We start from the raw sequence: 20,136 nt of genomic DNA, 5'->3' as shown, positions 1-20,136 counted from the left end.
CCTTTGAACGGGCGGGGGGTGGGTTGAGAGGTGGACCTTAATTTTTGGTTGAACATTGGTCCTCGAACCCGCCCCCCACCCGTCACTGGGTGGGGGTGATTTTTGGGGGTGGGTACGACAGTTTTGCGCCGCACCTGGGTTTGCTGTGGTCTTGGTCGTTGAGTGCGGCACAAAACCCCCGCACTCGGTGTCGAGTGCGGGACATTGTTCCGCGGTCGATGAGCCGAGGGGCTGTCCAATGGCACGAAAACTGTCGGGCTGTTAATTCTACGAACGGTCAACAGTCTACGAACGTGCGGTCGCGTACAACGCCCAGTGTTGCTGGAGAGTAAAGGTCAGCTGGCTCACTACACATTGACACGAACTTAGTTCGTTGAGTAGAACTTAGTTCGTAACGATGTTCGCAACCGTAGAAGGACCCCCATGACCAAGACCGCTCTGATCACCGGAGTTAGCCGCGAGGCCGGACTAGGCTTCGCTGTCGCCCGGCGATTCGCTGAACTCGATTTTCATGTCATCCTCGCCGCACGCGACCTCGCAGCGGCCGAAACCGCTGGCCGAGCGGCTGCGCGAAGACGGGTACGCGGCGACCGCCCTGCGCCTGGACCTGGCCGACCAGGCCAGCATGGACGAGGCCGGCAGTTACGTCACTCAGACCTTCGGCCACCTCGACGCACTGGTCAACAACGCCAGCGGGATGCCCGACTACCGGGTCCTTTCCGCGCTGGACGCCGACATGGACGTCGTACGCTCCGCGCTGGAAGTTTCGGTGATCGGCCCGTGGGCCCTGACCCAGGCGCTGCTCCCGCTGCTGACCGCGGCCCCGGCGGCCCGGATCGTGAACGTCTCCAGCCTGGCCGCGCAGCAGGTCGCTGTCGGCCTCGACCTCGGCGAGCCGATGCGCTCCCCGGCGTACGCGATGGCCAAATACCTGCTCAACGCCCTGACCGGCGTGCTCGGCCGCGCGTTGAAAGACACTCCGATCCTGGTCAATGCCGTCGACCCGGGCAACACCGCCACTCACCCCGAACGCGTCGACGAGACTGATCGGCCGGCCGTGGACAGCGCCAACGACATCGTCTGGGCCGCGACTCTCGGTGCCGACGGACCGACCGGACAGCTCTTCGTCGACCGCAAGCCGGTGCTCTGACCAGCTCACACTGCCCTCGCGTAAACAAAGTGAGAAAGAAATGACTGAAGTGCGAACGACAAGCTCTGTACGCTGGTGGATCCTGGTGGTCATCTGCCTGGCTCAGTTGATGGACGTACTCGACGTCACCATCGTCAACATCGCCCTGCCCAACGCCCAACACGATCTTGGCTTCTCGCTCGGCGACCGGCAGTGGATCGTCACCGCGTACTCGCTCGCCTTCGGCAGCATGCTGCTGCTGTTCGGCCGGGTCAGCGACCTGGTCGGGCGCCGGACGATGCTCTTGATCGGACTGGTGGGCTTCGCCGCGGCGTCCGCTCTCGGTGGCGCCGCGCCCTCTTTCGGGGTTCTAGTCACCGCCCGCGCGCTGCAGGGACTGGCCGGCGCGATGCTCGCTCCCGCCGCGCTCTCGCTCGCTGCTCTCGACGACCTTCACCGAGGCCAAGGAACGCGCCACCGCCTTCGCCGTGTGTCGGCGGTGTCGCGGGGTTCTGGCGCGGCCGTTGGCATGCTGCTCGGCGGCCTGCTCACCCAGTTCCTCAACTGGCGCTTCACGCTCTACGTCAACGTCGGCATCAGTGCCGTGGCGCTGGTCGGCGTCGCCATTCTGGTGCCCCGCCAGGCCAAGATCACCGACCGGCCCACGCTCGACATCCCCGGAGCACTCATCGCCTCGGCGGGCATGTTCGGCATCGTGTACGGCTTCGCCAACGTCGAATCCCACTCCTGGAGCGACCCGAACACCTGGGGATTCCTGGCCGCGGGCGTACTACTGCTCGCCCCCTGTTTGCCTGGTGGCAGACCCGCGCAAAGCAGCCACTGTTGCCGCTGCGCGTACTCCTGGACCGCGCCCGCGGCGGCTCCAACCTGGCGATCTTCATCGGCGGGATCGGTCTGTTCGGCGCCTTCCTGTTCCTGAACTACTACATGCAGGAGATCCTGCGGTTTTCGCCGGTCATGACCGGTGTCGCGTTCCTGCCGATGGTCGCCACCCTGGTCCTCGCCGGCGGCCTCTGCACCACCCAGCTCTACCCACGCTTTGGCGCGAAGGTCCCGGTGCCGGCGGGCATGCTCATCGCGGCTGCCGGCATGGCCTGGCTCACCGGCATCGGCCCGGGCAGCTCGTACGTCGGAGGCCTCCTCGGCCCGCTGATGCTCTTCGGTTTCGGGGTCGGCGCCACCATGGCTCCGGCGATGAACGCCGGAACCACCGGCCTGGCCGAAACCGATTCTGGCATTGCCTCAGCGACCCTCAACACCGCGCAGCAGATCGGCGGTTCCATCGGCATCGCCCTGCTCAACTCCCTGGCCGCCTCCGCCCTCACCCGCTATTTGGCCGGCAAGGACACCAGCAGTCCGCTCGTCCAAACCGCTGGCGCGATCCACAGCTACACCTTCGCGTTTTGGTGCTGCAGCGCGATCTTCGCCGTCGGAGCCCTCATTTGCGGTGTCATTCTGCCGGCCGGCAAACCCAAACCGCCGACCCCGACCCGCATCCCGCTGTCCCTGTCGCGCTGTGACGGTGATTGTTAGCCGGTGAGGCCGCGGACGTACGAATAGAGGCCCAGAACTCCGATCGCGAGCGGCACGATCGCGACCACCAGCAGCACCTCGATGATGTCCAGGGCGCGTCCCCAGAACGGCGAGAATCGGCGGCCCGGGATCACCAGGCCGGACAGCAGCGCGATCACGACGACGGCGAGAACTCCGCCGACAACGGCCGCCAGCCGGATGACCAGGCCGCCGGCGGCCGCGAAGCCGACGGCCAGCAGCACGAGTCCGCCGAGGCTGGCGATCAGCAGCGGGAGTCGTTGACGAACGCTCATAAGCACGCGCGTACGCATCAGCAAGCAACACCAGCGCCATCACCGCACAAAGAGACCAGCCGAAGACACTTCCTTCCAGCACCAGCAAAATCTCGGCGAGCCCGGTGATCAACGCGGTGGCGACCAGGAGGCCGACGAAATAGCGGTCGGCCAGTTCGCTGCGGCGCAGCACCTGCTGGCCGGGCACCGAGTCGGTGTCCGTTTTCAGGTCTTCCGGACCGGTCGGAATCGCCGGCATCGGCAGCCGGGCCAGCCGGAACGAGAGCAACGGCAGCGCGGGCGCGGCGGCGGCAAACGCCACGGCGGCGGCGACCGCCGCCACCCCGGCTCCGGTGGCCGGCGTCAGCACCACCATCGTGGACCCGACCACGCCAAAGAGGCCGGCGATCGCCAGCGTCACGAAGGTTGGTACATGGTCGGCCACCGTGAGCGCGACCAGCACGGTCATCACTGTCATCAGCGTGAAGCCGACCAGCGCGTGGGGCGCCCCGAGTTGGCTGATCGTACGGCCGCCGCCCAGGGCCAGCAGACCGGCCAGGAATGCGTAAACAATGGCCAGCCCGCCCAGAATCGCGCCCGTACGAGCGTCTGAAAGTGCGCGGGAAAACGCTGCGCCCGCACCAAAAAGCACGAGTGCGATTAACCCCGCCACGGACGCGCCGAGGAATTCCGGCGGACCGGCGGTGGCGATCACCGCGGCGGCGAGCAGCAATCCGGCCGTACCAGCGACCAACCCGACGACACGGCTCGCGCGGGCATTCCAGCGGCCGCTGCGACTGTTCGTGGCGGTGGCGATCGCGTCCACCACGTCGTCGAAAACCGCCTCCGGCGGTGCCGCCGACCGCGGGGGGTGAAATGCAGCTGCTCGCCGTCCCGAATTTCCAGTTGCACGCAACTGCGCCCGGTGTCCAACGGCGGCGCGCCGAGCCGGGACAGCGCCCACCCGCCGTGTGCCGAGCCGGCGTCGATCATGTCCTCGCCGGCATATCGCAGCAAGGTGGGCACCAGCTCGGCCAGCGGCACTTCCTCGGGAAGTGCCAGGTCGATGCGGGTACGAGGGGCACCACACACAGTCACCCTGCAGAGCCCGGAAGCCGCCACCGCCATGATTTGGTTCCTCCCCGTGTCTCCCGAATCGTAGGCAGACTACATACGATGGCGCGGATTGCGGTTGAGTCCACGGCCGCACACGGGGAGGCTTTGCAGTGGCGACTGTTCTGTTTCGGCGCCCTCCGCGCCGGCACGGTCCACCGATGCCGCGCGGTGAAATCCTGTTGGAATCACCGCCGGAGCTGCCGGAGGTGTTGCCCAAGGGGCTCGGCCGGCTGCTGATGATCCTGCCGGCGATCGCCGGGGTCGGCGCGGTGGCGTTTCTCTACGCCGGCCGCGGAGGTGGTCCAGTCACGTACATCGCCGGCGGGTTGCTGGGCGTGTCGATGATCGGTGCCTTCCTCGGCGGCGCCGGCGGCGGTGGCGCGCAGGAAAAGGCGGAGTTGAATGCCGAGCGCCGCGACTACATGCGTTATCTGGCCCAAATTCGCCGGCAGGTACGCCGTGCCGCCAAGCAGCAGCGCGAGTCGCTGACCTGGCGCCATCCGTCGCCGGATGCGCTGTGGTCGGTGGTCGCCGGCCGGCGGCTTTGGGAGCGCCGGTCGGTGACGACGACTTCGGCGAGCTTCGGATCGCGGTCGGGCCGCAGCGCCTCGCGATCCAGTTGGTCACGCCGGAAACCAAGCCGGTCGAGGACTTGGAGCCGATGGCGGCGATTGCGCTGAGGCGTTTTGTTCGCAGCTATACGACGGTTCCAGAACTGCCGGTCGCGCTGTCCCTGCGCGCGTTCGGCCGCATTGTCGTACAAGGTGATCGCGCGCGGGCGTTGGCGCTCGTACGCTCGCTGCTCGGCCAGGCGGCCTCGTTCCACTCGCCGGACGACCTGTGGGTTTCGGTCTGCGCGCCGTACGACCGGTGGGGCGACTGGGACTGGATCAAGTGGCTGCCGCACGCGTTGCGGTCCGGCCGGCCGGACAACGCCGGCCCGAGCCGCCGGGTCGCCGAGACGTTGGAGGAGCTGGAGACCGAGTTCGACGAACTGCTCGCCGGCCGGTCGCGGCACTCGCCAAACAACCCGCCGGTCAAGGACCAGCCGCATCTGCTGGTCATCCTCGACGGTGGCGAGGTGAGCGGCGACTGTCAGCTGCTGGGCGCGGGATTGCAGGGCAGTACGGTCATCGACCTCTCCGGCGTCGTCCCGCGCGATGTCACCCGCTCCACTTTGGTGCTGCGCATCGACGACGACGCCATCTCGATCGTCAGCCGAAACGGCTCCTCCTCCATCGGGGCTCCCGACCTGCTGTCGAAATCGCAGGCGGACGGCCTGGCGCGACAACTCGCGCCGTACCGGATCAGCCAGACCGCGAACGCCGACGAGCCGCTGTCGGTCGCCACCGAGCTGCCCGACCTGCTGGCCATCGGTGACGCCGGCGCCATCGATCCGACCCTCACCTGGCGGCCGCGGCCGAACCGGGACCGGTTGCGGATCCCGATCGGCCTGAACCCGGACGGCATCGCGGTCGACCTGGATTTCAAGGAGTCGGCGCAGGAGGGCATGGGCCCGCACGGCCTGCTGATCGGCGCCACCGGTTCCGGGAAGTCCGAACTGCTGCGTACGCTCGTTTCCGGACTGGCCATCACCCATTCGTCCGAGACCCTGAATTTTGTCCTTGTCGACTTCAAAGGCGGCGCGACCTTCGCGCCTTTGGTGAACCTGCCGCACACTTCCGCGGTCATCACCAACCTCGCCGAGGAGTTGCACCTGGTTGACCGGATGCAGGACGCGTTGAATGGCGAGTTGGTCCGCCGCCAGGAACTTCTGCGGTCCGCCGGGAACTATTCGTCCGTACGCGACTATGAACGTGCCCGCCTCGCCGGTGCCGACCTCGCCCCGCTGCCCAGCCTGCTGATCGTGTGCGACGAATTTTCTGAGCTGTTGTCGGCAAAACCCGATTTCATCGACCTGTTCGTGCAGATCGGACGGTTGGGTCGATCGCTGGCCGTGCATTTGTTGCTGGCATCCCAGCGGTTGGAGGAAGGGAAACTCCGAGGTCTGGACACCCATTTGTCGTACCGGATCGGGCTGCGCACCTTTTCTGCGGTCGAGTCGCGGATCGTCCTGGGTGTTCCGGACGCGTACGAACTGCCGTCCGCGCCTGGGCACGGTTATCTGAAAATCGACACCCAGACGATGATCCGGTTCCGGGCCGCATACGTTTCCGGGCTCTATCGCGATCCCGGCGAGGCGCCGTCGGCTGGCCGGGTGGCCGCCGCCGCGCGTCAGGTTGTCCCGTACACGCTGGCACCGGTGCAGGGCAGCGCCGACGACAGCACACCGATGCCGATGCCGACCCGCGACGAGGACGCCATCGGCGACAGCCTGCTCGATGTCATCGTCCGTCGGCTGGCCGGCCAGGGCCCGCCGGCCCACCAGGTCTGGCTCCCGCCGCTCGGCGAACCTCCCGCGCTGGACCAGCTGATGCCGGACCTGCAGGAGGATCCGGACCGCGGGCTGTGTCCGGCCGGTTGGGCGGGGCTCGGCCGGCTCACCGTGCCGGTTGGCATCATTGACCGGCCGTTCGAGCAGCGCCGTGACGTGCTCTGGGCGCGGCTGGAAGGCGCTGAGGGACACGTGGTGGTGGCCGGCGGCCCGCGCAGTGGCAAGAGCACCCTGCTTCGCTCGCTGCTCTGCTCGCTGGCGCTCAGCCACACGCCGCGCGAGGCGCAGTTCTTCGTCCTCGACTTCGGTGGCGGCACTTTCGCCGGCCTGCGCGACCTCCCGCATGTTGGCGGGGTGGCGAGTCGTACCGACGCTGAGGTGATCCGGCGGGTTGTCGCCGAGGTGAGCACCGTTCTGGACGATCGGGAAAAGCGGTTCGCCGAACTGGGTGTGGACTCGATGTCCACGTACCGCCGGCGGCGAGCCGCTGGCGAAATCACCGATGATCCGTTCGGTGATGTTTTCCTGATCGTGGACGGATGGGGGGCACGGTTCGGCAGGAGTACGAGGATCTTGAGCAGGCCATTACTCAAATCGCCGCACGTGGTCTCGGGTACGGCGTACACGTGGTCATTTCGGTGGCGCGCTGGATGGAGATGCGTCCGGCGCTGAGCGACCTGCTGGGGACTCGATTGGAGCTGCGGCTCGGCGATCCGTCCGATTCGGCGATCGACCGGCGGGTCGCGGTGAACGTACCGGCCGGTAACCCGGGCCGTGGACTTTCCCGCGAGAAACTGCATTTCCTCGCCGCGCTGCCGCGTATCGACAGCAGCCGTTCGGCCGACGATCTCAGCGAGGGCGTCACTGACCTGGTCGCACGCGTACGCCAGGCATGGAAACACGAGGCCGCACCGCGCGTACGACTGCTTCCCACCCTGCTTTCGGCCGCGGAACTGCCACCGCTCACCGACCCCGGTGGGTTGCCCATCGGGATCAACGAGTCGCAGCTGCGGCCGGTTTTCCTGGATTTCAGGAGCGATTCGCATTTCGTGGTGTTCGGCGACTCCGAATGCGGGAAATCGTCTTTCCTACGCCACGTGCTGACCGGATTGGTCGCGCGGCACAGGCCAGACGAGGCCCGCATTCTGATAGCCGACTATCGTCGCAGTCTGCTGGGCACGGTCGAAACCGATCACGTGATCGGCTACGCGGCCTCAAGCACGTCACTGCAATCGATGATCAAAGACGTAAAAGCGGCCATGACCCAGCGGCTTCCGGGGCCAGATCTCACCGCCGAGCAGTTGCGGAACCGGAGTTGGTGGTCTGGACCAGATCTTTACGTCGTTGTCGACGATTACGACCTGGTGGTCACCCCGTCCGGAAACCCGATCTCGGCATTGCTGGAGTTCATTCCGCAGGCGCAGGACATCGGCCTGCACCTGATCATCGCGCGCCGCAGCGGCGGTGCCGGCAGATCGATCTACGAGCCAGTGATGCAGCGAATAAAGGAGATTGGCAGCCCTGGAATCGTGATGGCCGGACAACGCGACGAAGGCGCTCTTCTAGGCAACGTACGGCCTTCGCAGCAACCGCCGGGTCGCGGCACGATGGTGCGCCGTAAAGACGGTGTTCAGTTGGTTCAGCTCGCGTACACACCGCCGAGTTAGCCGCATGAATCCGCTGATGAGGCCGCTTGGTGTGGACAAACGACTGCAATCGGTTGTCCACCTCGTGTAAGGTTATCCGCGTTCGGGCCGGCATATGCCCGGCCAGTCAGGAACTCAGAACGGGGTGAAAGATGTCAGGTGGCTACGGTTATACCGAGGGCGCCCACGCACAAGCGTCAGCCCACGTCCGGCAGGTGTCGCAAGACCTGCAAACCGAGATCACCACATTGGGGAACAAGCTCGAGGGCCTGCAGGGCCAGTGGGCCGGAAAGGCGGCGGCAGCGTTCCACAACCTGCACGCCACCTGGACCGCCGATCAGCAGAAGCTGAACACCGCGCTGGAAAACATCGCCCAACTGCTGGACCAGGCCGGTTCGACGTACAACGCGGCCGAAGACCAGGAGCACTCGACCTTCAACAAGATCATGGGCTCGCTGGGCGCGTCCTGACCCCTGATTCCCTGACTATTCGAAGATTGAGGTTTTCCCGATGTCAGACGCAGTAAAGGTTCAGTACGAGGCACTGCAGAGCGCGCACCTCGACATTCAGGGCGCCTGGAACCAGATCACCCAGCAGGCCGAAGACCTGCGCCGCTTTGTGAAGAACTTCGCCGACAACTGGCAGGGTTCCGCGTCGCAGAGCTACCAAGCGCAGCAGGCCCAGTTCGACCAGGCCATCAACGGGATGGCGTCCATCCTGAACCAGATCGGCACCGCGGTCTCGGTCGCCAACGACAACTACCAGGCCACCGAATCCGCCAACAAGGGCATGTTCGGCTAGCCCATCCCACGTACGCGCTCGATGGCCCCGCCCGACTCCGCTCGGGGCGGGGCCATCGATCTTTCACCACCACCCACGGGGGCTCGCGATGACAGAGTCGGGCTACATTCATTTACCCAACAAGGGCGACAACGGGGATCCGCTTCTTGGCGCCGGCAAGGACCTTTTCACCCCACCGCATGATCCAGACCCTGGCTCGGTACCCGCATTCACCCCCAGGCAAGGGGAAAACGAGCAACGACGGCGTACCGTCCACACCCAGCGGCTCCGGCAGCATCGAGGTCAACCTGGACGCAATGTCGAAGGTTCCTGGCTGGCTGACCAACGTACAGACGTATGTGGGTCAGTTGAATGCGTCAATCTCGCATCTTCGAACTCAGCTCGGGATCGACCAGTCTCAGCCCAAAACCGGCACCTTTCCGCCGGGTATTCGTGTCTTCAATCAGGTTGTCGGTATCGACGGTGCTGTCTCGGCCCAGTTGAACAGTATGGTGACGCAGTTGGGGACGGCGGTCAGTGCGACCAATCAAATCATCGCGAACTACAAGACGACCGAAGCTCTGAATGCCGCCAATGCCAACGACATTGACTCGTTGTTCACCGGCGGTGGGTCTGGTGCTTCCCCAAGCGGTGCTTCTGTTTCACCGTCAGGTTCGAGTTATGACACCGGCGATGGGAAGGTGTCGAACTGATGGGCAATTTCGATACTGGCGGCGCCAAGCTGGTAGCGGTCAGCCTTCAACGAGTGACACATCCGCAGGGAATTCCCGGCCTACGGGGAGCACCTCGTCGGCTGGAGCTCCGTCTGCTCCGCAGCCGTACACAGGACAAGCGTCGGGTAGTGGCGTGCGTGCGGCGGTGTCCCCTGAGCCTGGTCACAAGGTGGATGGTTCTGGTTTCGCCGCTGATTGGGAGACGATGGTCAACCAGGTGGTGGTTGATGGTTGGCCGGGGGATGTGGCGGAGGCCGGCCACGGCTGGACCGCGTTGTTGAAGAACCTCGGTGAGGTGTCGACGGCTTTGAAGAAGCACGTCGTTGAACTGAAGACAAACAGGGTGTGGTCTGGTGCGGCTTATGATGCGTACGCGAAGCACGTCACGACGCTGGCGACTGACCTGGATTCGGTCCTGGAGAACGCCAACGCCAATGGCGGGGTTGGGCTTGCGCTGCAGTCCGCTGCTGGGTATCTCGCCGCTGCGCAGGAGTCGATGCCGATTCCTCCGACGATGGTTGGTGACATCATCGAGGCGCGGCAGGCTCATACCCATGTCGCCGACGGTGCTTTCCGGCAGGTTTTCCTGGACTTGGCTCCGCGCGCGTTCTCCCTGGCTTCCAAGATCCCCGGGGTAGGTGACGTGGAGAACTGGGTGGAGAACAACCTCAACATCCACACCGCCGAGGCCCGCAAGATCTACAACCAGGTCAACACCAACACATCCCCAGTCGCCGACAGCATCCCCACTGTCTCCTCGACGGCATTACCGTCTGCTATTACGGACAGCACGAATCCTTACCAGACGGGTGTCAGCCCAACTGGTGGAGCGTCCGGGATTGGATCGGGCGGAGGTGGGTCCGGCGGGCTCCCGTCACCAACTGGTGGGGGTGGCTTCGGTGCTGGACATCTGCCCAAAGGATCTGGTGCCGGTTCTTTCGACGGAGGCAAGCTGGGCGCTACAGATCCGTTCAAGCCAGGAGATCATTTGACCGGGTCAACACCCCCAGCCGGTGACGGAGTAGGCCTCAAGGGTGTGGGATCCCCGCCGTCTGGCGGCGGTCTTGCTGGAGCGGGTGGTGGCGGTGGGGGTCTCGGTGGAGCGAGCGCAGGAACTGGGAGGGGGCCTCTTTCGACTCCCGGTACCTCACCTTTCGCGGGAGCTGGAGCGTCCAGCGGGATTCCCGGCGGTGGGTCGACTGGGCGTGAGGTGACCCCGACATCCGCCGGACTTGCTGGAGTAGGGCGGGGCGGTACTGGTTCGGCTGGGCAGGCCGACGGCCGTAGGAAGGGTTCGAATTTGCTCTCCTCAGGGCGCGCCAAAGGGAATGGAGAAAAGGAAGACGAACAAGGTTCCCCAACTGGGTGGTTGTATGAAGATGACGATGTATGGGGTGGTGAAGGGGATGCTCCACGGTCAGTTCTTGGTACCTAGCACGACGGGCGACCAGGGCGCGGAGCTTGACGGAGCGGGCGATTGAGTACGGCTATGCGAGTAACGCGAGGAGGCGTCGGCAGACTCCTCCTGTGCCTGGTCTTGGTAAGTGCTGTTGTTGGATCAGTGCCGTTCACGGCTTCAGGTGCGACCTTGCGTCAAGGCCAGTGGTACCTCGACGTACTGCACATCCAAGCTGCCCAGCAAGTCGCCAATGGACAGGGTGTGGTTGTAGCAGTGATCGACAGTGGCTGCGATTCCAGCGTGCCGGCTCTGTCAGGCCGCCTCCTAGCTGGAACTGAATTTGGCCTATCGTCGAGCCCAATGGGTACTGTCGACACTAGCAGTGTTGGCCACGGAACCCAGATGGCTGGAATTATCGCTGGTACAGGCGCGAACGAGATGACTGAGCTGGGAGTCGCGCCGGGGGCGACGATCTTGCCTATCGCAGTCCCGGAATCTGCTATTAGCTCGGATAGCAATATCGCACAGGGAATTCGATGGGGAGCTGACCACGGAGCAAAGATAGAGAATATCTCAATCGGTTTTCCAGGGTATGTTCCGGCTGATTTAGCGGAGGCTGTGCGATATGCTCAAAGTCGAGACGTCGTGGTTGTAGCCGGCGTGGGCAACGTCAAGTCCACGGGTCCGGCTGTCTCCGGCCTGGCCGCGTTGCCCGGTGTAGTCGCGGTCTCGGGCGTTGATGAGAAGGCAAATTTCTGGTCCGGATCAGCGCATGGTCCGGAAGTTGTTCTATCAGCACCGTCCGTGCATATCGTCGCTCCAGTACCAACCCGAGTGTATGCAAACGGAATCGCGACTTCTGACGGTACGAGTTCGGCGACGGCGATTGTTTCGGGTGTGGTGGCGTTGGTGCGGTCTAAGTATCCGAGTTTGGATGCGGCGAATGTGATCAATCGTTTGATTAGGACTGCGGTTGATCAGGGGCCGAAGGGGCGGGATCCGTATTTTGGTTTTGGGACGGTGCATCCGGTGGAGGCGTTGACTGAGAACGTTGCTCCGGTGTCGGGTAATCCGTTGATCGGCCCTGGGCAGGATGGTCAATCGCCTGCGGCTGGTGGTAGTCAACAGGCGTCGCCGGGGACTGGTAGTGGGTCTGGTTCGAGAAGTGGCGGCGGGGTGCCGGTGTGGTTGTGGGTAGTTGGCGGTGTTTGTCTTCTGTTCGTTTTGGTCGCGGTGGTTGTTCTTGTCGTGGTGTTGGTTTCCTCTGGTCGCCGGAGACGTCGGGGCTTGGGTTCGTCGGGGTCGTACGGGCCGGGAGGGTTTCCGCCGCCGCCGGTGGGGTCAGGTCCGCCGCCAGGTGGCTATCCTTCCGGGTCTGGTGGTCCGTCATCGGCGACCACCATGTGGCCGCCGACCGGCGGATCGCCACCGAGCGCAGGTGGGCCTACGGCAGGGCCACCGAGTAGCTAGCGGAAATGTAGGCCGCGAATTCACTAGGAACGGGGAAGATGTGACTGGGTTTGATGGAGTCTCACACGCTGAGGCGGAGCAGATCCTTGCTGATGCCGACAAGCGCCTGGAAAAGGTAGGTGAGTTCCAGGAGCGTACGAAGGAACTCGTGGGCAAAGCTGAATCCAAAGACGGTCGGGTGACTGTCGAGTACGGAGCGACCGATGGCCTCACGACCTTGAAGATCGATCCGCGCGCGATGCAGATGCAGTCACAGGAATTGTCCGAGGCGATAGTGGCGACGATTCGGGCGGCCACTTCGGACCTGCGAGACAAGACCACTGCGCTTGCGAAAGACATGCTCCCCAAGCGTGAAGAGAAGTTCGATCGGGCTGCTGTGCGGCAACGCCTCGAGGAGTCGCTCGCTCAACTCACACGTACGGCCAACAGAGCACCGGGCCGCAAACAGAGTCCAGGACCGTCCGCGTAGGGACACGGACCGGACCGGTAGTTAGCGAATTCGACCGATCGATCGCAGGGTGAAAGGTGATGTTGTGGCGGATCTCCAGGGATATTCCAACGCGGAAACAGAACACCTTCTTCATGACATGAAAGAGCGGTTGCGTTTGCTGGAGACAGTGCGCGACCGAAGTAAAGATCTGGTGGGGCGGGCAGAGTCGGACGATGGCTTGGTTTCGGTGGAATATACAAGCGTGGATGGCGTACGAGCGCTGAAAATTCATCCGCGGATGATGCGCAAGCGGCCGGAGGAATTGTCCGAGAGCGTCATCTCGACGGTACGTGCCGCCCAGGGCGATCTGCGCCTAAAGGCGAGCGACGTCCTGAAAGAACTGGGAGCCGAGGTACGCGGCGACGTCGGATCGTCGTCGAATCTTCAAGCGACTCGCGCGAAGGTCCGCGAATCTTACGAAAGGTTCGCCAGCGACACGGATGCCGCAACCGCTCGACTGCGTGAGGCTCAGTCGAAACTCAGGAAATAGGCGCCCTAGTCTTCGCCGGACGGCGGCTCTGGACTGTTCTCGCCTTCGTTGGATCCAGACGAGCCATGGTTCTCTCCGCCGTGGCCACTGCCTGGTTCCGACTCGTCCGGCTTTTCGTAGCGGGTGCCCTCTCTGATGGCTCTGGTTTTGGCTCCGTCGGTGACATATGAGGCGGATGCCTGAAGCACTTCAGGAATGGAGTCCACCTCGGCCTGAGTGAGGTTGGCAAGTGAGGTGGTGTCGCCAGTCACGAGAGCCTGACCTACCGCACCCCCAACGGCCAATCCTTGCAGGACCGCTCCTGGCAGCCCCAAGATTCCGACGTAGATGAGTTCGGCGGCTTCCACGACCCCCAAAAGCGCCTCGATAAGCTCGTTGCCGGCTGCCTCGGCCGCTCCGAGCGTCTCTGCATCGGCTGCTGCAACTTCCAGTGCGATAGTAAGGACTGTGAGAGAAATACCGGCGCAGAATATGTCCCATGCGAAAATGGCCAGCCCCGCAGCATCGAGCGCGACTCCGCTGACCTGCAGGCCGATGCCGCTTGTTTCGACAACTGCCGCGAGTTCCTTGGTCTTCTTTTCATAGTCGTCCCGATCGAGGCCCTGCCAGGTCGACTCAGGCACACCCGAGACCAGTTGTGTCAGGTCCTGTCCTGGTGAAGATATCCAGGCGCTCTCCGGCGTGACGCCAGTTCTCACCACCCTCGAAGACCTTTCCTGGCTCTCCGCTTCCAGCCTCGAACATAAAAATAAGCGGAATGGCCGCGGGGAGGAGGGTGCAACAAACACCCACGACCGCCTGCGCGGCAGTGTTGATAGGTTTCCCGACGTCCAGAACGTTAGACATGTCTGCTGGTCTCCTGGCGAATACGAGTGGGCAGGTGGAAGTGGCGCCGGACGAGCTACCGGGTTCGTACGGTGCTGTGGTCCTCTGCCGAACTCCATGACTGGGCGACCTGGTGAAGCGCGCCCTGGAGCTTCCCAAGCTCCTCGACAATCCAGTCCACTTCTTTGAGCCAGTATTCGTGGGCTCCCGGATAGCAGCTACTCAGCAGAACCCCGTCAATGCTGAAATCCTCGCTGCCCAGCTCCGCCTTTTCCAGACCAGCTTTGGCTTGTTCCAGCAATGGACCGAGCTGATTGACGAGGTCGTCACCATGTTGGGCAATGCCGTCAGGGTCGAATTGAACACCACTGCCGCCGCTTCCGCCGCTATTGGCGCCACTACCAGATCCTGATGGTGGGGGACCGCCGCCACCGTCTGGACTCGGCGAAATATCGCCGGGTCCACCGGCGCCAGACGGGTCGTTAGCGTAGCCGCGAGACCCGTACGGGCTGGACCGCTGACCGCTGTGCAGCGGGTTCTGCGACTCGACGCCATCACCGGCGCCACGGCCGCGGGACTGGTCGCTCGAATCTGACGGGAGTGGTGGAAAACCCCCCGGCGGTTCGTACGGGCTGGTTGGTTGCTGCGGGCGAGCGGTCGGGATGGATATTCCCCGGCCGATCCCAGTGGTGTCCGGGTCTGTGAGGCCCGCATAGCCATCGTCGTTCGTGGTCACAATTACTCCCCGTTGTCTGAGACCCAGAACGCCGATATTTCGTCACCGAACGTGTATCTTCTCTCGGATCCTGGGTCGTCCAAGTCACGATATCAGCGGAAGTAAATCCGTCGCCACGAATGCTGGCAGATTGTCCTGATTGGCTGGAGTGTCAGCCGAACTCGCAGTGGAGCAACGGCCGGGTGGCATGTGCGGCGCGGTTTTGTCGGGGTGGCTGGTTACCGTCGTGGGGTGAGTTTGACGAGTGCGGTTGAGGCTGTGTTCCTGCCGGCGGAGCCGGGTGGGGTGCCGCGGGCTGGGCAGGTGGCGTTCTGGGGCGAGGCGGCCAAGGGGCACCAGGAGGTCGAGCTCGTGCTCCCGCATGGCGCTGGGGTGCGGCGAAGGCGGGTGCCGGCGCGGATGATGCCGGTCCAGGAGGCGCTGCCGGCGCTTCTGCGAGATAGCGACGAAGCGAGTCGGTCCGTGCAGGCCTGGTCGGCGGCGGCCTTGGCTGGCGTGGGGTTGCTGGCCCGGGGGCGGCTGCTTCCGGCGCGTACGAGCGAGGGCTATGGCAGTTGGCGGGCCGGGCCCCTGGATCCGGCCGATGTGCAGTGTGGTTGGCGCAGCTGGCGAAGGCGATGCCGGTGACCGCGCATGCGGTGCCGATTCCGGGCAGCCGGCCGCTGCGGGTGTATGCGCCGGACGAGCTGGTGCGACTGTTCTGGGACGCGCTCGCCGACGCGTTCGTACGCACCGCTGGCGCCGCCACCGCGATGGGCGCGCCGGCTTTCACCGCGCATGAACCGGTCGAGGTCTCGGGGCCGACGGACTGGCTCGATGCGGTGGAGCAGTCGGAAAAAGCCGGCGTGCGGGTGGTGTTGCGGCTGGAGCTGCCGACCGCGTTTGACGATCCGTGCCAAGCGGTCGTGCAGCTGCGGAGCGTGGCGGACCCGAGCCTGGGGCTGGACGCGGCGCAACTGTGGCACGCACCGCCGGCAGTGCTGGCGCGGTTCGGCGAGAATGCCGACACGGACTTGCTGCTGGCGTTGCGGGCAGGAGCGCGCGCATGGCCGCCGTTGGCGGCAGTGTTGGCGCAGGCGAGTCCGACCGACCGCGATCGACCTGGACGACGACGCCGTCGATGACCTCTTTGACCGGGGTGCCGAGCAGCTCGCGAGCGCAGGCATCGACGTGCTGTGGCCGGCCAACTTGGTGGCCGACGAGATGAAGATGAAGGCCACCGCGACGCCCGCGCCGGGCCGAGAGACGGACACGGCGGCCTCGGCATGGCCACACTGCTGCGGTTCTCCTGGCAGCCCACGCTCGGTGGAGAGACGCTGACGGAGGCTGAAATCGCTGCGCTCGCCGATGCGAAGCGTTCGCTGATACGGCTGCGAGGCCGTTGGGTGAAAGTGGACCGGGCACTGCTGGCCCGGCTGCGCCGCCGGCAGGACCGGACGTTGACTGGGCTGGAGGCGTTGACGGCGGCGCTGACCGGTGAGATCGACATCGACGGCGAGCAGGTCGAGTTCAGTGCTCCGCCGCAGATCGCCGCCCTCGTTCATCGGCTGTCCACTGTGGACAAGCAGGCCATCGAGGTGCCGGCGGACCTGAAAGCAACCCTTCGGCCGTACCAAAAAAAACGTGGTCTCGCCTGGCTGGCGGCAATGACAGACCTCGGCCTGGGTGGCTGCCTGGCTGACGACATGGGGCTGGGCAAGACCATCCAGCTGATCGCGCTGCACCTGCATCGGCGGGCTCGGCAGCCGCTGCCGACGCTGGTGATCTGCCCGACCTCGCTGTTGGGAAACTGGGAAAGAGAGCTCGCGAAATTCGCGCCGGACGTGCCGGTGCGGCGCTATCACGGCGGTCTGCGACACCTCGACGAGCTGGCCAAAGATGAGGTGGTGCTGGCCAGTTACGGTGTCGTACGCCGAGACGCGGATGCGCTCGCCCATGTCGACTGGGGCGTGGTGGCCGCGGACGAGGCGCAGCATGCCAAGAATCCGTTGTCGCGTACGGCCAAAGCGATCCGCAAGATCCCGGCGCAGGCACGGTTGGCGCTGACGGGTACGCCGGTGGAGAACCGACTGAGCGAGCTCTGGGCCATCCTGGACTGGACAACGCCAGGGCTGCTGGGCTCGCTGGATGGCTTCCGAAAGAGCATCGCGATCCCGGTGGAGCGTTATCGCGACCAGCAGGCGACCGAGCGGCTGGCCCGGATCGTCCGACCTTTTCTTTTGCGACGCAAGAAAACCGACCCGGGCATTGCGCCGGAGCTGCCGCCCAAGACCGAGACTGACCAGATCGTGTCGCTGACCACCGAGCAGGCGACGCTCTACAAAGCCGTCGTGGAGGAGACGATGGCCGAGATCGAGCAGGCCGAGGGCATCGCTCGGCGCGGGCTGGTGCTGAAGTTGCTGACCGCGCTCAAACAGGTGTGCAATCACCCAGCGCATTACCTGCACGAAAAGGGCCCGGTGGCCGGCCGGTCCGGAAAGCTCGCCGCGTTGGACGAGCTGCTGGAGGTGATTACCGCGGCCGGCGAGTCGGTGCTGATCTTCAGTCAGTACGTGGAAATGTGCCGGCTGTTGGAGACACATCTGGCTGGTCGTGGCATCGGGACGATTTTCCTGCACGGCCAGACAAGTGCGACGCAGCGGGACGTGATGGTCCAGCGGTTCCAGGACGGTCTGGCGCCGGTTTTCCTGCTGTCACTCAAAGCTGGCGGGGTCGGGCTGAATTTGACCCGCGCGAGTCACGTTATCCATTTCGACCGCTGGTGGAATCCGGCGGTGGAGGACCAGGCGACCGACCGGGCTTATCGGATCGGCCAGGACAAGCCGGTCCAGGTGCACCGGCTGATCGCCGAAGGCACCGTGGAGGATCGGATCGACGTGTTGCTGAAAGGCAAACGTGCCCTCGCGGACGCGGTGGTGGGCGGTGGTGAGACCTGGCTGAGCGAGCTGTCCAATGACGAGTTGGCCGATCTCGTACGGCTGGGCGAAGAAGTCGAGGTGCGGGCATGAGGCGATTTGGCCAGACCTGGTGGGGAAAACAGTGGGTGTACGCGCTGGAGGAGCGAGCCTGGCTGGACCGCAACAGGTTGCCGCGCGGGCGGACGTACGCGCGCCAGAACACGGTCAGTGGCCTCACCGTCGGCCGCGGTGAGGTCACCGCTTTGGTGCAGGGCCGGCGTGCCCTGCCGTACAAAGTGGTGATCCGGGTTGCGACTTTTGACCACAAGGACTGGGAGCGGGTGGTCGCCTCGATCTCGACACAGGTCGGCCGGCTGGCCGCGCTGCTGGACGGTGAGTTGCCGGCCGAGGTGGTCAAGGACATCGAGGACGCCGGCTGCGACCTGCTGCCTGGCGCCGGCGAAATCCGTCCGAAATGTTCCTGCCCGGACTGGGCTGACCTGTGCAAACACGCGGCCGCAGTGTGCTATCTGGTGTCCGATGCAGTGGACGCCGACCCGTTCGCGCTGCTGATGCTCCGCGGCCGGTCCCGCGAGGAGATCCTCGCCGCGCTCAGGGCCAGGCGGGGCCGCGAAGCGAAGTCCAGCGGGCCGGCCGGGCCGACCGGAGTCAATGCGCGGCAGGCGTACGCACGACAGGGGCGACCTGCCGGCGTTGCCAGCTCCGCAGTTGCCGCCATCGACACCGGGCCAGCCGGCGCCGCTGCCGCTGGATCCGCCGTTGGAAAGCCGGGTGACGGTGGCGTTGTTATCTGCGCTCGCGGCCGACGCGGCTTCCCGTGCGTGGGAACTCGCGACCGGACTGGCCGATGGTGGGCTGGCGGTGGAAACCGAGGTCGACCTGGCGCGCCGGGCCGCCGGGATGCTGGGCAACGCCGAGTTGCCGGCGTTGGCCAAACGCATGTCGCTGCCGCCCAAGACACTGGTCAGATGGGCGATTGGGTGGCGTGAGGCGGGCGCTGGCGGAGTCCACGTCGTCAGGGACGAGTGGCAGCCCAACCCGCTGCTGCTGGAGCCGGCGCGGCTGGCGATGACCGAGTGGGGTGGTGCGGCCCGGGCCCAACGCAACCGGGTGACCTGCGGTGATGTCCAGCTCCGGCTGGGCCGGGACGGCCGGTGGTATCGGCTGCTCAAGTCACCCGCCGGCTGGGACGTGGACGGCCCAGCCGCCGACGACCCCACCGACCTGATCGACAACGACTAGGTGGCTAAAGCTCAAGGAAATCGCGAAGGCTGTCCGCGACGGTTTCGACGCTGCTGGGGTCCGCGACGCCGAGCCGCCGGGTGAAGCGGCGCGTGGTGATGGATCGTACGTCTTCGGGGCGGGCGACACTCGGCCGATCGAGGCCGCCGCTGACCACCGGCGTGTGGTGTCGCAACGGCCGGCTTGACGTGGTCAGCGGCACCACGATCGCCAGGTGGATGGGCCAGTTGTGGAAGGCGTCGGACGACATCACCAGCACGGGCCGTTGGCCGGCCACCTCGTTGTCAGCGGTCGGATCCAGGTCCGCGAGCCAGATCTCGCCCCGTCGCGGGGCGCTCAACGCTGAAGATCCGGATATTCGTTTCGGGCTGGCGGGAGGGTGTCCCCGGCCAGTTGATCCCAATCGTGGCTTTCCGAGATCTCGGCACGAAAGCCAGCCGGGTCCTCACGCGCGTAGGTCTCGTACTGCTCAGCGATTTCCTTCATCCGCTCGGCGCGCTCCAGGTCGCGGCTGACGCTGTCCAGAAGAGCGCCGAGCGTGACGTGACGGCGGTGAGCGACTGCTCGTAAGCGGTCCCTGACACCGCTGTCGACTTTGATCGTCGTGTCACTCATACCATCGAGGATACTTATCTGCATACCGCGATGGTAGAGCGTCAGCTGACTGCGCCTTGGTGCTTATCCACAGCGCTGCGGATAAAGGTCAGCTGGTTTTGATTTGTTTGATGATGGCGTCTGCGACGGCTTCCGGCGCGCGTTCGGGGACCCAGTGGTCAACGCCGTCGAGTTCGATGAATTCGTACGGCCCGGCGACCTTGCTGGCGGTGTTCTCGGCGGCGACCCGACCGAGGGCGATGTCAGCGTATGCAACACAGAGGTGATCGGTGGTGACTCGGGAAAGGGCGCTCTGTGCTGAGGGCCATCGCGCGATACCAGGACA

24 protein-coding genes and 2 pseudogenes are annotated in these 20,136 nt (G+C 65.0%); 18 read left to right on the top strand and 8 right to left on the bottom strand.

Features of this window, described 5'->3' with window-relative positions; all coding sequences use genetic code 11:
• Positions 1–511 precede the first annotated feature (511 nt).
• From GNX96_RS34270 to GNX96_RS57290, 3 genes are read left to right on the top strand one after another with little or no spacing between them, the layout of a single operon-like run.
• Complete coding sequence (locus GNX96_RS34270) at positions 512–1,150, top strand: SDR family NAD(P)-dependent oxidoreductase (protein ID WP_279582211.1); 639 nt, start codon at positions 512–514, stop codon at positions 1,148–1,150.
• A 40-nt stretch (positions 1,151–1,190) separates the two neighbouring features.
• Positions 1,191–2,069, top strand: a complete 879-nt coding sequence (locus GNX96_RS57295; RefSeq protein ID WP_279582210.1) for an MFS transporter — start codon at positions 1,191–1,193, stop codon at positions 2,067–2,069.
• Entirely contained in the window at positions 1,973–2,683 is a 711-nt protein-coding gene (locus GNX96_RS57290; RefSeq protein ID WP_279582209.1) for an MFS transporter, read from the top strand. The genes GNX96_RS57295 and GNX96_RS57290 overlap by 97 nt, the downstream gene beginning before the upstream one ends.
• Here GNX96_RS57290 and GNX96_RS57285 read toward each other — a convergent pair.
• The 3 genes and pseudogenes from GNX96_RS57285 to GNX96_RS34255 all read right to left on the bottom strand — a co-directional run bounded on the left by GNX96_RS57285 (position 2,680) and on the right by GNX96_RS34255 (position 4,083).
• Positions 2,680–2,994 carry a hypothetical protein gene (locus tag GNX96_RS57285; protein WP_279582208.1) on the bottom strand — a complete coding sequence of 105 codons (315 nt, stop codon included), beginning with the start codon at positions 2,992–2,994 and terminating at the stop codon, positions 2,680–2,682. The genes GNX96_RS57290 and GNX96_RS57285 overlap by 4 nt on opposite strands.
• A gap of 52 nt (positions 2,995–3,046) precedes the next feature.
• A pseudogene (locus GNX96_RS65525) lies at positions 3,047–3,781 on the bottom strand (hypothetical protein); the annotation flags it as partial.
• Positions 3,667–4,083 (bottom strand): EsaB/YukD family protein, encoded by a 417-nt coding sequence (locus GNX96_RS34255; RefSeq protein WP_163572071.1) that lies wholly within the window; start codon positions 4,081–4,083, stop codon positions 3,667–3,669. The gene GNX96_RS34255 and the pseudogene GNX96_RS65525, both read right to left, overlap by 115 nt.
• Before the next feature lie 146 nt (positions 4,084–4,229).
• Between GNX96_RS34255 and GNX96_RS65520 the strand changes: the two genes are divergently transcribed.
• The 10 genes from GNX96_RS65520 to GNX96_RS34215 all read left to right on the top strand — a co-directional run bounded on the left by GNX96_RS65520 (position 4,230) and on the right by GNX96_RS34215 (position 13,475).
• Complete coding sequence (locus GNX96_RS65520; RefSeq protein WP_390624208.1) at positions 4,230–4,751, top strand: hypothetical protein; 522 nt, start codon at positions 4,230–4,232, stop codon at positions 4,749–4,751.
• Positions 4,658–7,138, top strand: a complete 2,481-nt coding sequence (gene eccCa, locus GNX96_RS65515) for a type VII secretion protein EccCa (protein ID WP_390624213.1) — start codon at positions 4,658–4,660, stop codon at positions 7,136–7,138. The genes GNX96_RS65520 and eccCa overlap by 94 nt, the downstream gene beginning before the upstream one ends.
• Entirely contained in the window at positions 7,051–8,133 is a 1,083-nt protein-coding gene (eccCb, locus tag GNX96_RS65510; protein ID WP_390624212.1) for a type VII secretion protein EccCb, read from the top strand. Before eccCa ends, eccCb begins: the two co-directional genes overlap by 88 nt.
• A 131-nt stretch (positions 8,134–8,264) precedes the next feature.
• On the top strand, positions 8,265–8,582 hold the full coding sequence (locus GNX96_RS34245; RefSeq protein ID WP_163572070.1) for a WXG100 family type VII secretion target: 318 nt from the start codon (positions 8,265–8,267) through the stop codon (positions 8,580–8,582).
• Between the two features lie 40 nt (positions 8,583–8,622).
• Entirely contained in the window at positions 8,623–8,913 is a 291-nt protein-coding gene (locus GNX96_RS34240) for a WXG100 family type VII secretion target (RefSeq protein ID WP_163572069.1), read from the top strand.
• 179 nt (positions 8,914–9,092) lie between these two features.
• Positions 9,093–9,605 carry a hypothetical protein gene (locus tag GNX96_RS34235; protein WP_163572068.1) on the top strand — a complete coding sequence of 171 codons (513 nt, stop codon included), beginning with the start codon at positions 9,093–9,095 and terminating at the stop codon, positions 9,603–9,605.
• Between the two features lie 154 nt (positions 9,606–9,759).
• Positions 9,760–11,061 carry a hypothetical protein gene (locus GNX96_RS34230; protein ID WP_163572067.1) on the top strand — a complete coding sequence of 434 codons (1,302 nt, stop codon included), beginning with the start codon at positions 9,760–9,762 and terminating at the stop codon, positions 11,059–11,061.
• 54 nt (positions 11,062–11,115) lie between these two features.
• The gene (locus tag GNX96_RS65505; RefSeq protein ID WP_390624211.1) at positions 11,116–12,495 is read left to right on the top strand and encodes a S8 family serine peptidase; all 1,380 of its coding nucleotides are present in this window, start codon (positions 11,116–11,118) and stop codon (positions 12,493–12,495) included.
• Between the two features lie 40 nt (positions 12,496–12,535).
• A complete protein-coding gene (locus GNX96_RS34220) occupies positions 12,536–12,964 on the top strand; it encodes a YbaB/EbfC family nucleoid-associated protein (protein WP_163572065.1) in 429 nt (142 codons plus the stop codon).
• 64 nt (positions 12,965–13,028) lie between these two features.
• Positions 13,029–13,475, top strand: coding sequence for a YbaB/EbfC family nucleoid-associated protein (locus tag GNX96_RS34215; protein WP_279582206.1), 447 nt, complete (start codon positions 13,029–13,031; stop codon positions 13,473–13,475).
• A gap of 5 nt (positions 13,476–13,480) precedes the next feature.
• Here the strand turns inward: GNX96_RS34215 and GNX96_RS34210 are convergent, their stop codons facing one another.
• The gene (locus GNX96_RS34210; RefSeq protein ID WP_279582205.1) at positions 13,481–14,098 is read right to left on the bottom strand and encodes a hypothetical protein; all 618 of its coding nucleotides are present in this window, start codon (positions 14,096–14,098) and stop codon (positions 13,481–13,483) included.
• A 278-nt stretch (positions 14,099–14,376) separates the two neighbouring features.
• Entirely contained in the window at positions 14,377–15,036 is a 660-nt protein-coding gene (locus tag GNX96_RS34205; protein WP_163572062.1) for a hypothetical protein, read from the bottom strand.
• 231 nt (positions 15,037–15,267) lie between these two features.
• Here GNX96_RS34205 and GNX96_RS57275 point away from each other — a divergent pair, with 231 nt between their 5' ends.
• From GNX96_RS57275 to GNX96_RS57265, 5 genes are read left to right on the top strand one after another with little or no spacing between them, the layout of a single operon-like run.
• Entirely contained in the window at positions 15,268–15,663 is a 396-nt protein-coding gene (locus tag GNX96_RS57275; protein WP_279582204.1) for a hypothetical protein, read from the top strand.
• A complete protein-coding gene (locus GNX96_RS57270; RefSeq protein ID WP_279582203.1) occupies positions 15,660–16,160 on the top strand; it encodes a hypothetical protein in 501 nt (166 codons plus the stop codon). The genes GNX96_RS57275 and GNX96_RS57270 overlap by 4 nt, the downstream gene beginning before the upstream one ends.
• A gap of 51 nt (positions 16,161–16,211) precedes the next feature.
• Entirely contained in the window at positions 16,212–18,044 is a 1,833-nt protein-coding gene (locus tag GNX96_RS34200) for a DEAD/DEAH box helicase (RefSeq protein WP_279582202.1), read from the top strand.
• Positions 18,041–18,943 (top strand): SWIM zinc finger family protein, encoded by a 903-nt coding sequence (locus tag GNX96_RS34195; protein ID WP_279582201.1) that lies wholly within the window; start codon positions 18,041–18,043, stop codon positions 18,941–18,943. Before GNX96_RS34200 ends, GNX96_RS34195 begins: the two co-directional genes overlap by 4 nt.
• Entirely contained in the window at positions 18,882–19,196 is a 315-nt protein-coding gene (locus GNX96_RS57265; protein ID WP_279582200.1) for a hypothetical protein, read from the top strand. Before GNX96_RS34195 ends, GNX96_RS57265 begins: the two co-directional genes overlap by 62 nt.
• Before the next feature lie 4 nt (positions 19,197–19,200).
• On the opposite strand, the gene GNX96_RS34190 is transcribed toward GNX96_RS57265, so the two are convergent.
• The 3 genes and pseudogenes from GNX96_RS34190 to GNX96_RS34180 form a co-directional block, all read right to left on the bottom strand.
• On the bottom strand, positions 19,201–19,536 hold the full coding sequence (locus GNX96_RS34190) for a type II toxin-antitoxin system PemK/MazF family toxin (protein WP_163572061.1): 336 nt from the start codon (positions 19,534–19,536) through the stop codon (positions 19,201–19,203).
• Positions 19,533–19,811 carry a hypothetical protein gene (locus GNX96_RS34185; protein ID WP_163572060.1) on the bottom strand — a complete coding sequence of 93 codons (279 nt, stop codon included), beginning with the start codon at positions 19,809–19,811 and terminating at the stop codon, positions 19,533–19,535. The genes GNX96_RS34190 and GNX96_RS34185 overlap by 4 nt, the downstream gene beginning before the upstream one ends.
• A gap of 88 nt (positions 19,812–19,899) precedes the next feature.
• A pseudogene (locus tag GNX96_RS34180) lies at positions 19,900–20,136 on the bottom strand (hypothetical protein); the annotation flags it as partial.

It is taken from the genome of Fodinicola feengrottensis (assembly GCF_010993775.1).
Classification (GTDB): Bacteria; Actinomycetota; Actinomycetes; order Mycobacteriales; family HKI-0501; genus Fodinicola; species Fodinicola feengrottensis.
Note: the sequence above shows the minus strand (reverse complement) of the source record. Positions and strands in the feature narration are given on the sequence as shown.

Bases quoted from the DNA above. Each gene is read 5' to 3' on its own strand.
- GNX96_RS34270 (WP_279582211.1), top strand. From the start codon at position 512: ATGTCATCCTCGCCGCACGCGACCTCGCAGCGGCCGAAACCGCTGGCC.
- GNX96_RS57295 (WP_279582210.1), top strand. From the start codon at position 1,191: ATGACTGAAGTGCGAACGACAAGCTCTGTACGCTGGTGGATCCTGGTG.
- GNX96_RS57285 (WP_279582208.1), bottom strand. From the start codon at position 2,994: ATGCGTACGCGCGTGCTTATGAGCGTTCGTCAACGACTCCCGCTGCTG.
- GNX96_RS34255 (WP_163572071.1), bottom strand. From the start codon at position 4,083: ATGGCGGTGGCGGCTTCCGGGCTCTGCAGGGTGACTGTGTGTGGTGCC.
- GNX96_RS65520 (WP_390624208.1), top strand. From the start codon at position 4,230: ATGCCGCGCGGTGAAATCCTGTTGGAATCACCGCCGGAGCTGCCGGAG.
- GNX96_RS34245 (WP_163572070.1), top strand. From the start codon at position 8,265: ATGTCAGGTGGCTACGGTTATACCGAGGGCGCCCACGCACAAGCGTCA.
- GNX96_RS34240 (WP_163572069.1), top strand. From the start codon at position 8,623: ATGTCAGACGCAGTAAAGGTTCAGTACGAGGCACTGCAGAGCGCGCAC.
- GNX96_RS34235 (WP_163572068.1), top strand. From the start codon at position 9,093: ATGATCCAGACCCTGGCTCGGTACCCGCATTCACCCCCAGGCAAGGGG.
- GNX96_RS65505 (WP_390624211.1), top strand. From the start codon at position 11,116: ATGCGAGTAACGCGAGGAGGCGTCGGCAGACTCCTCCTGTGCCTGGTC.
- GNX96_RS34195 (WP_279582201.1), top strand. From the start codon at position 18,041: ATGAGGCGATTTGGCCAGACCTGGTGGGGAAAACAGTGGGTGTACGCG.
- GNX96_RS34185 (WP_163572060.1), bottom strand. From the start codon at position 19,811: ATGAGTGACACGACGATCAAAGTCGACAGCGGTGTCAGGGACCGCTTA.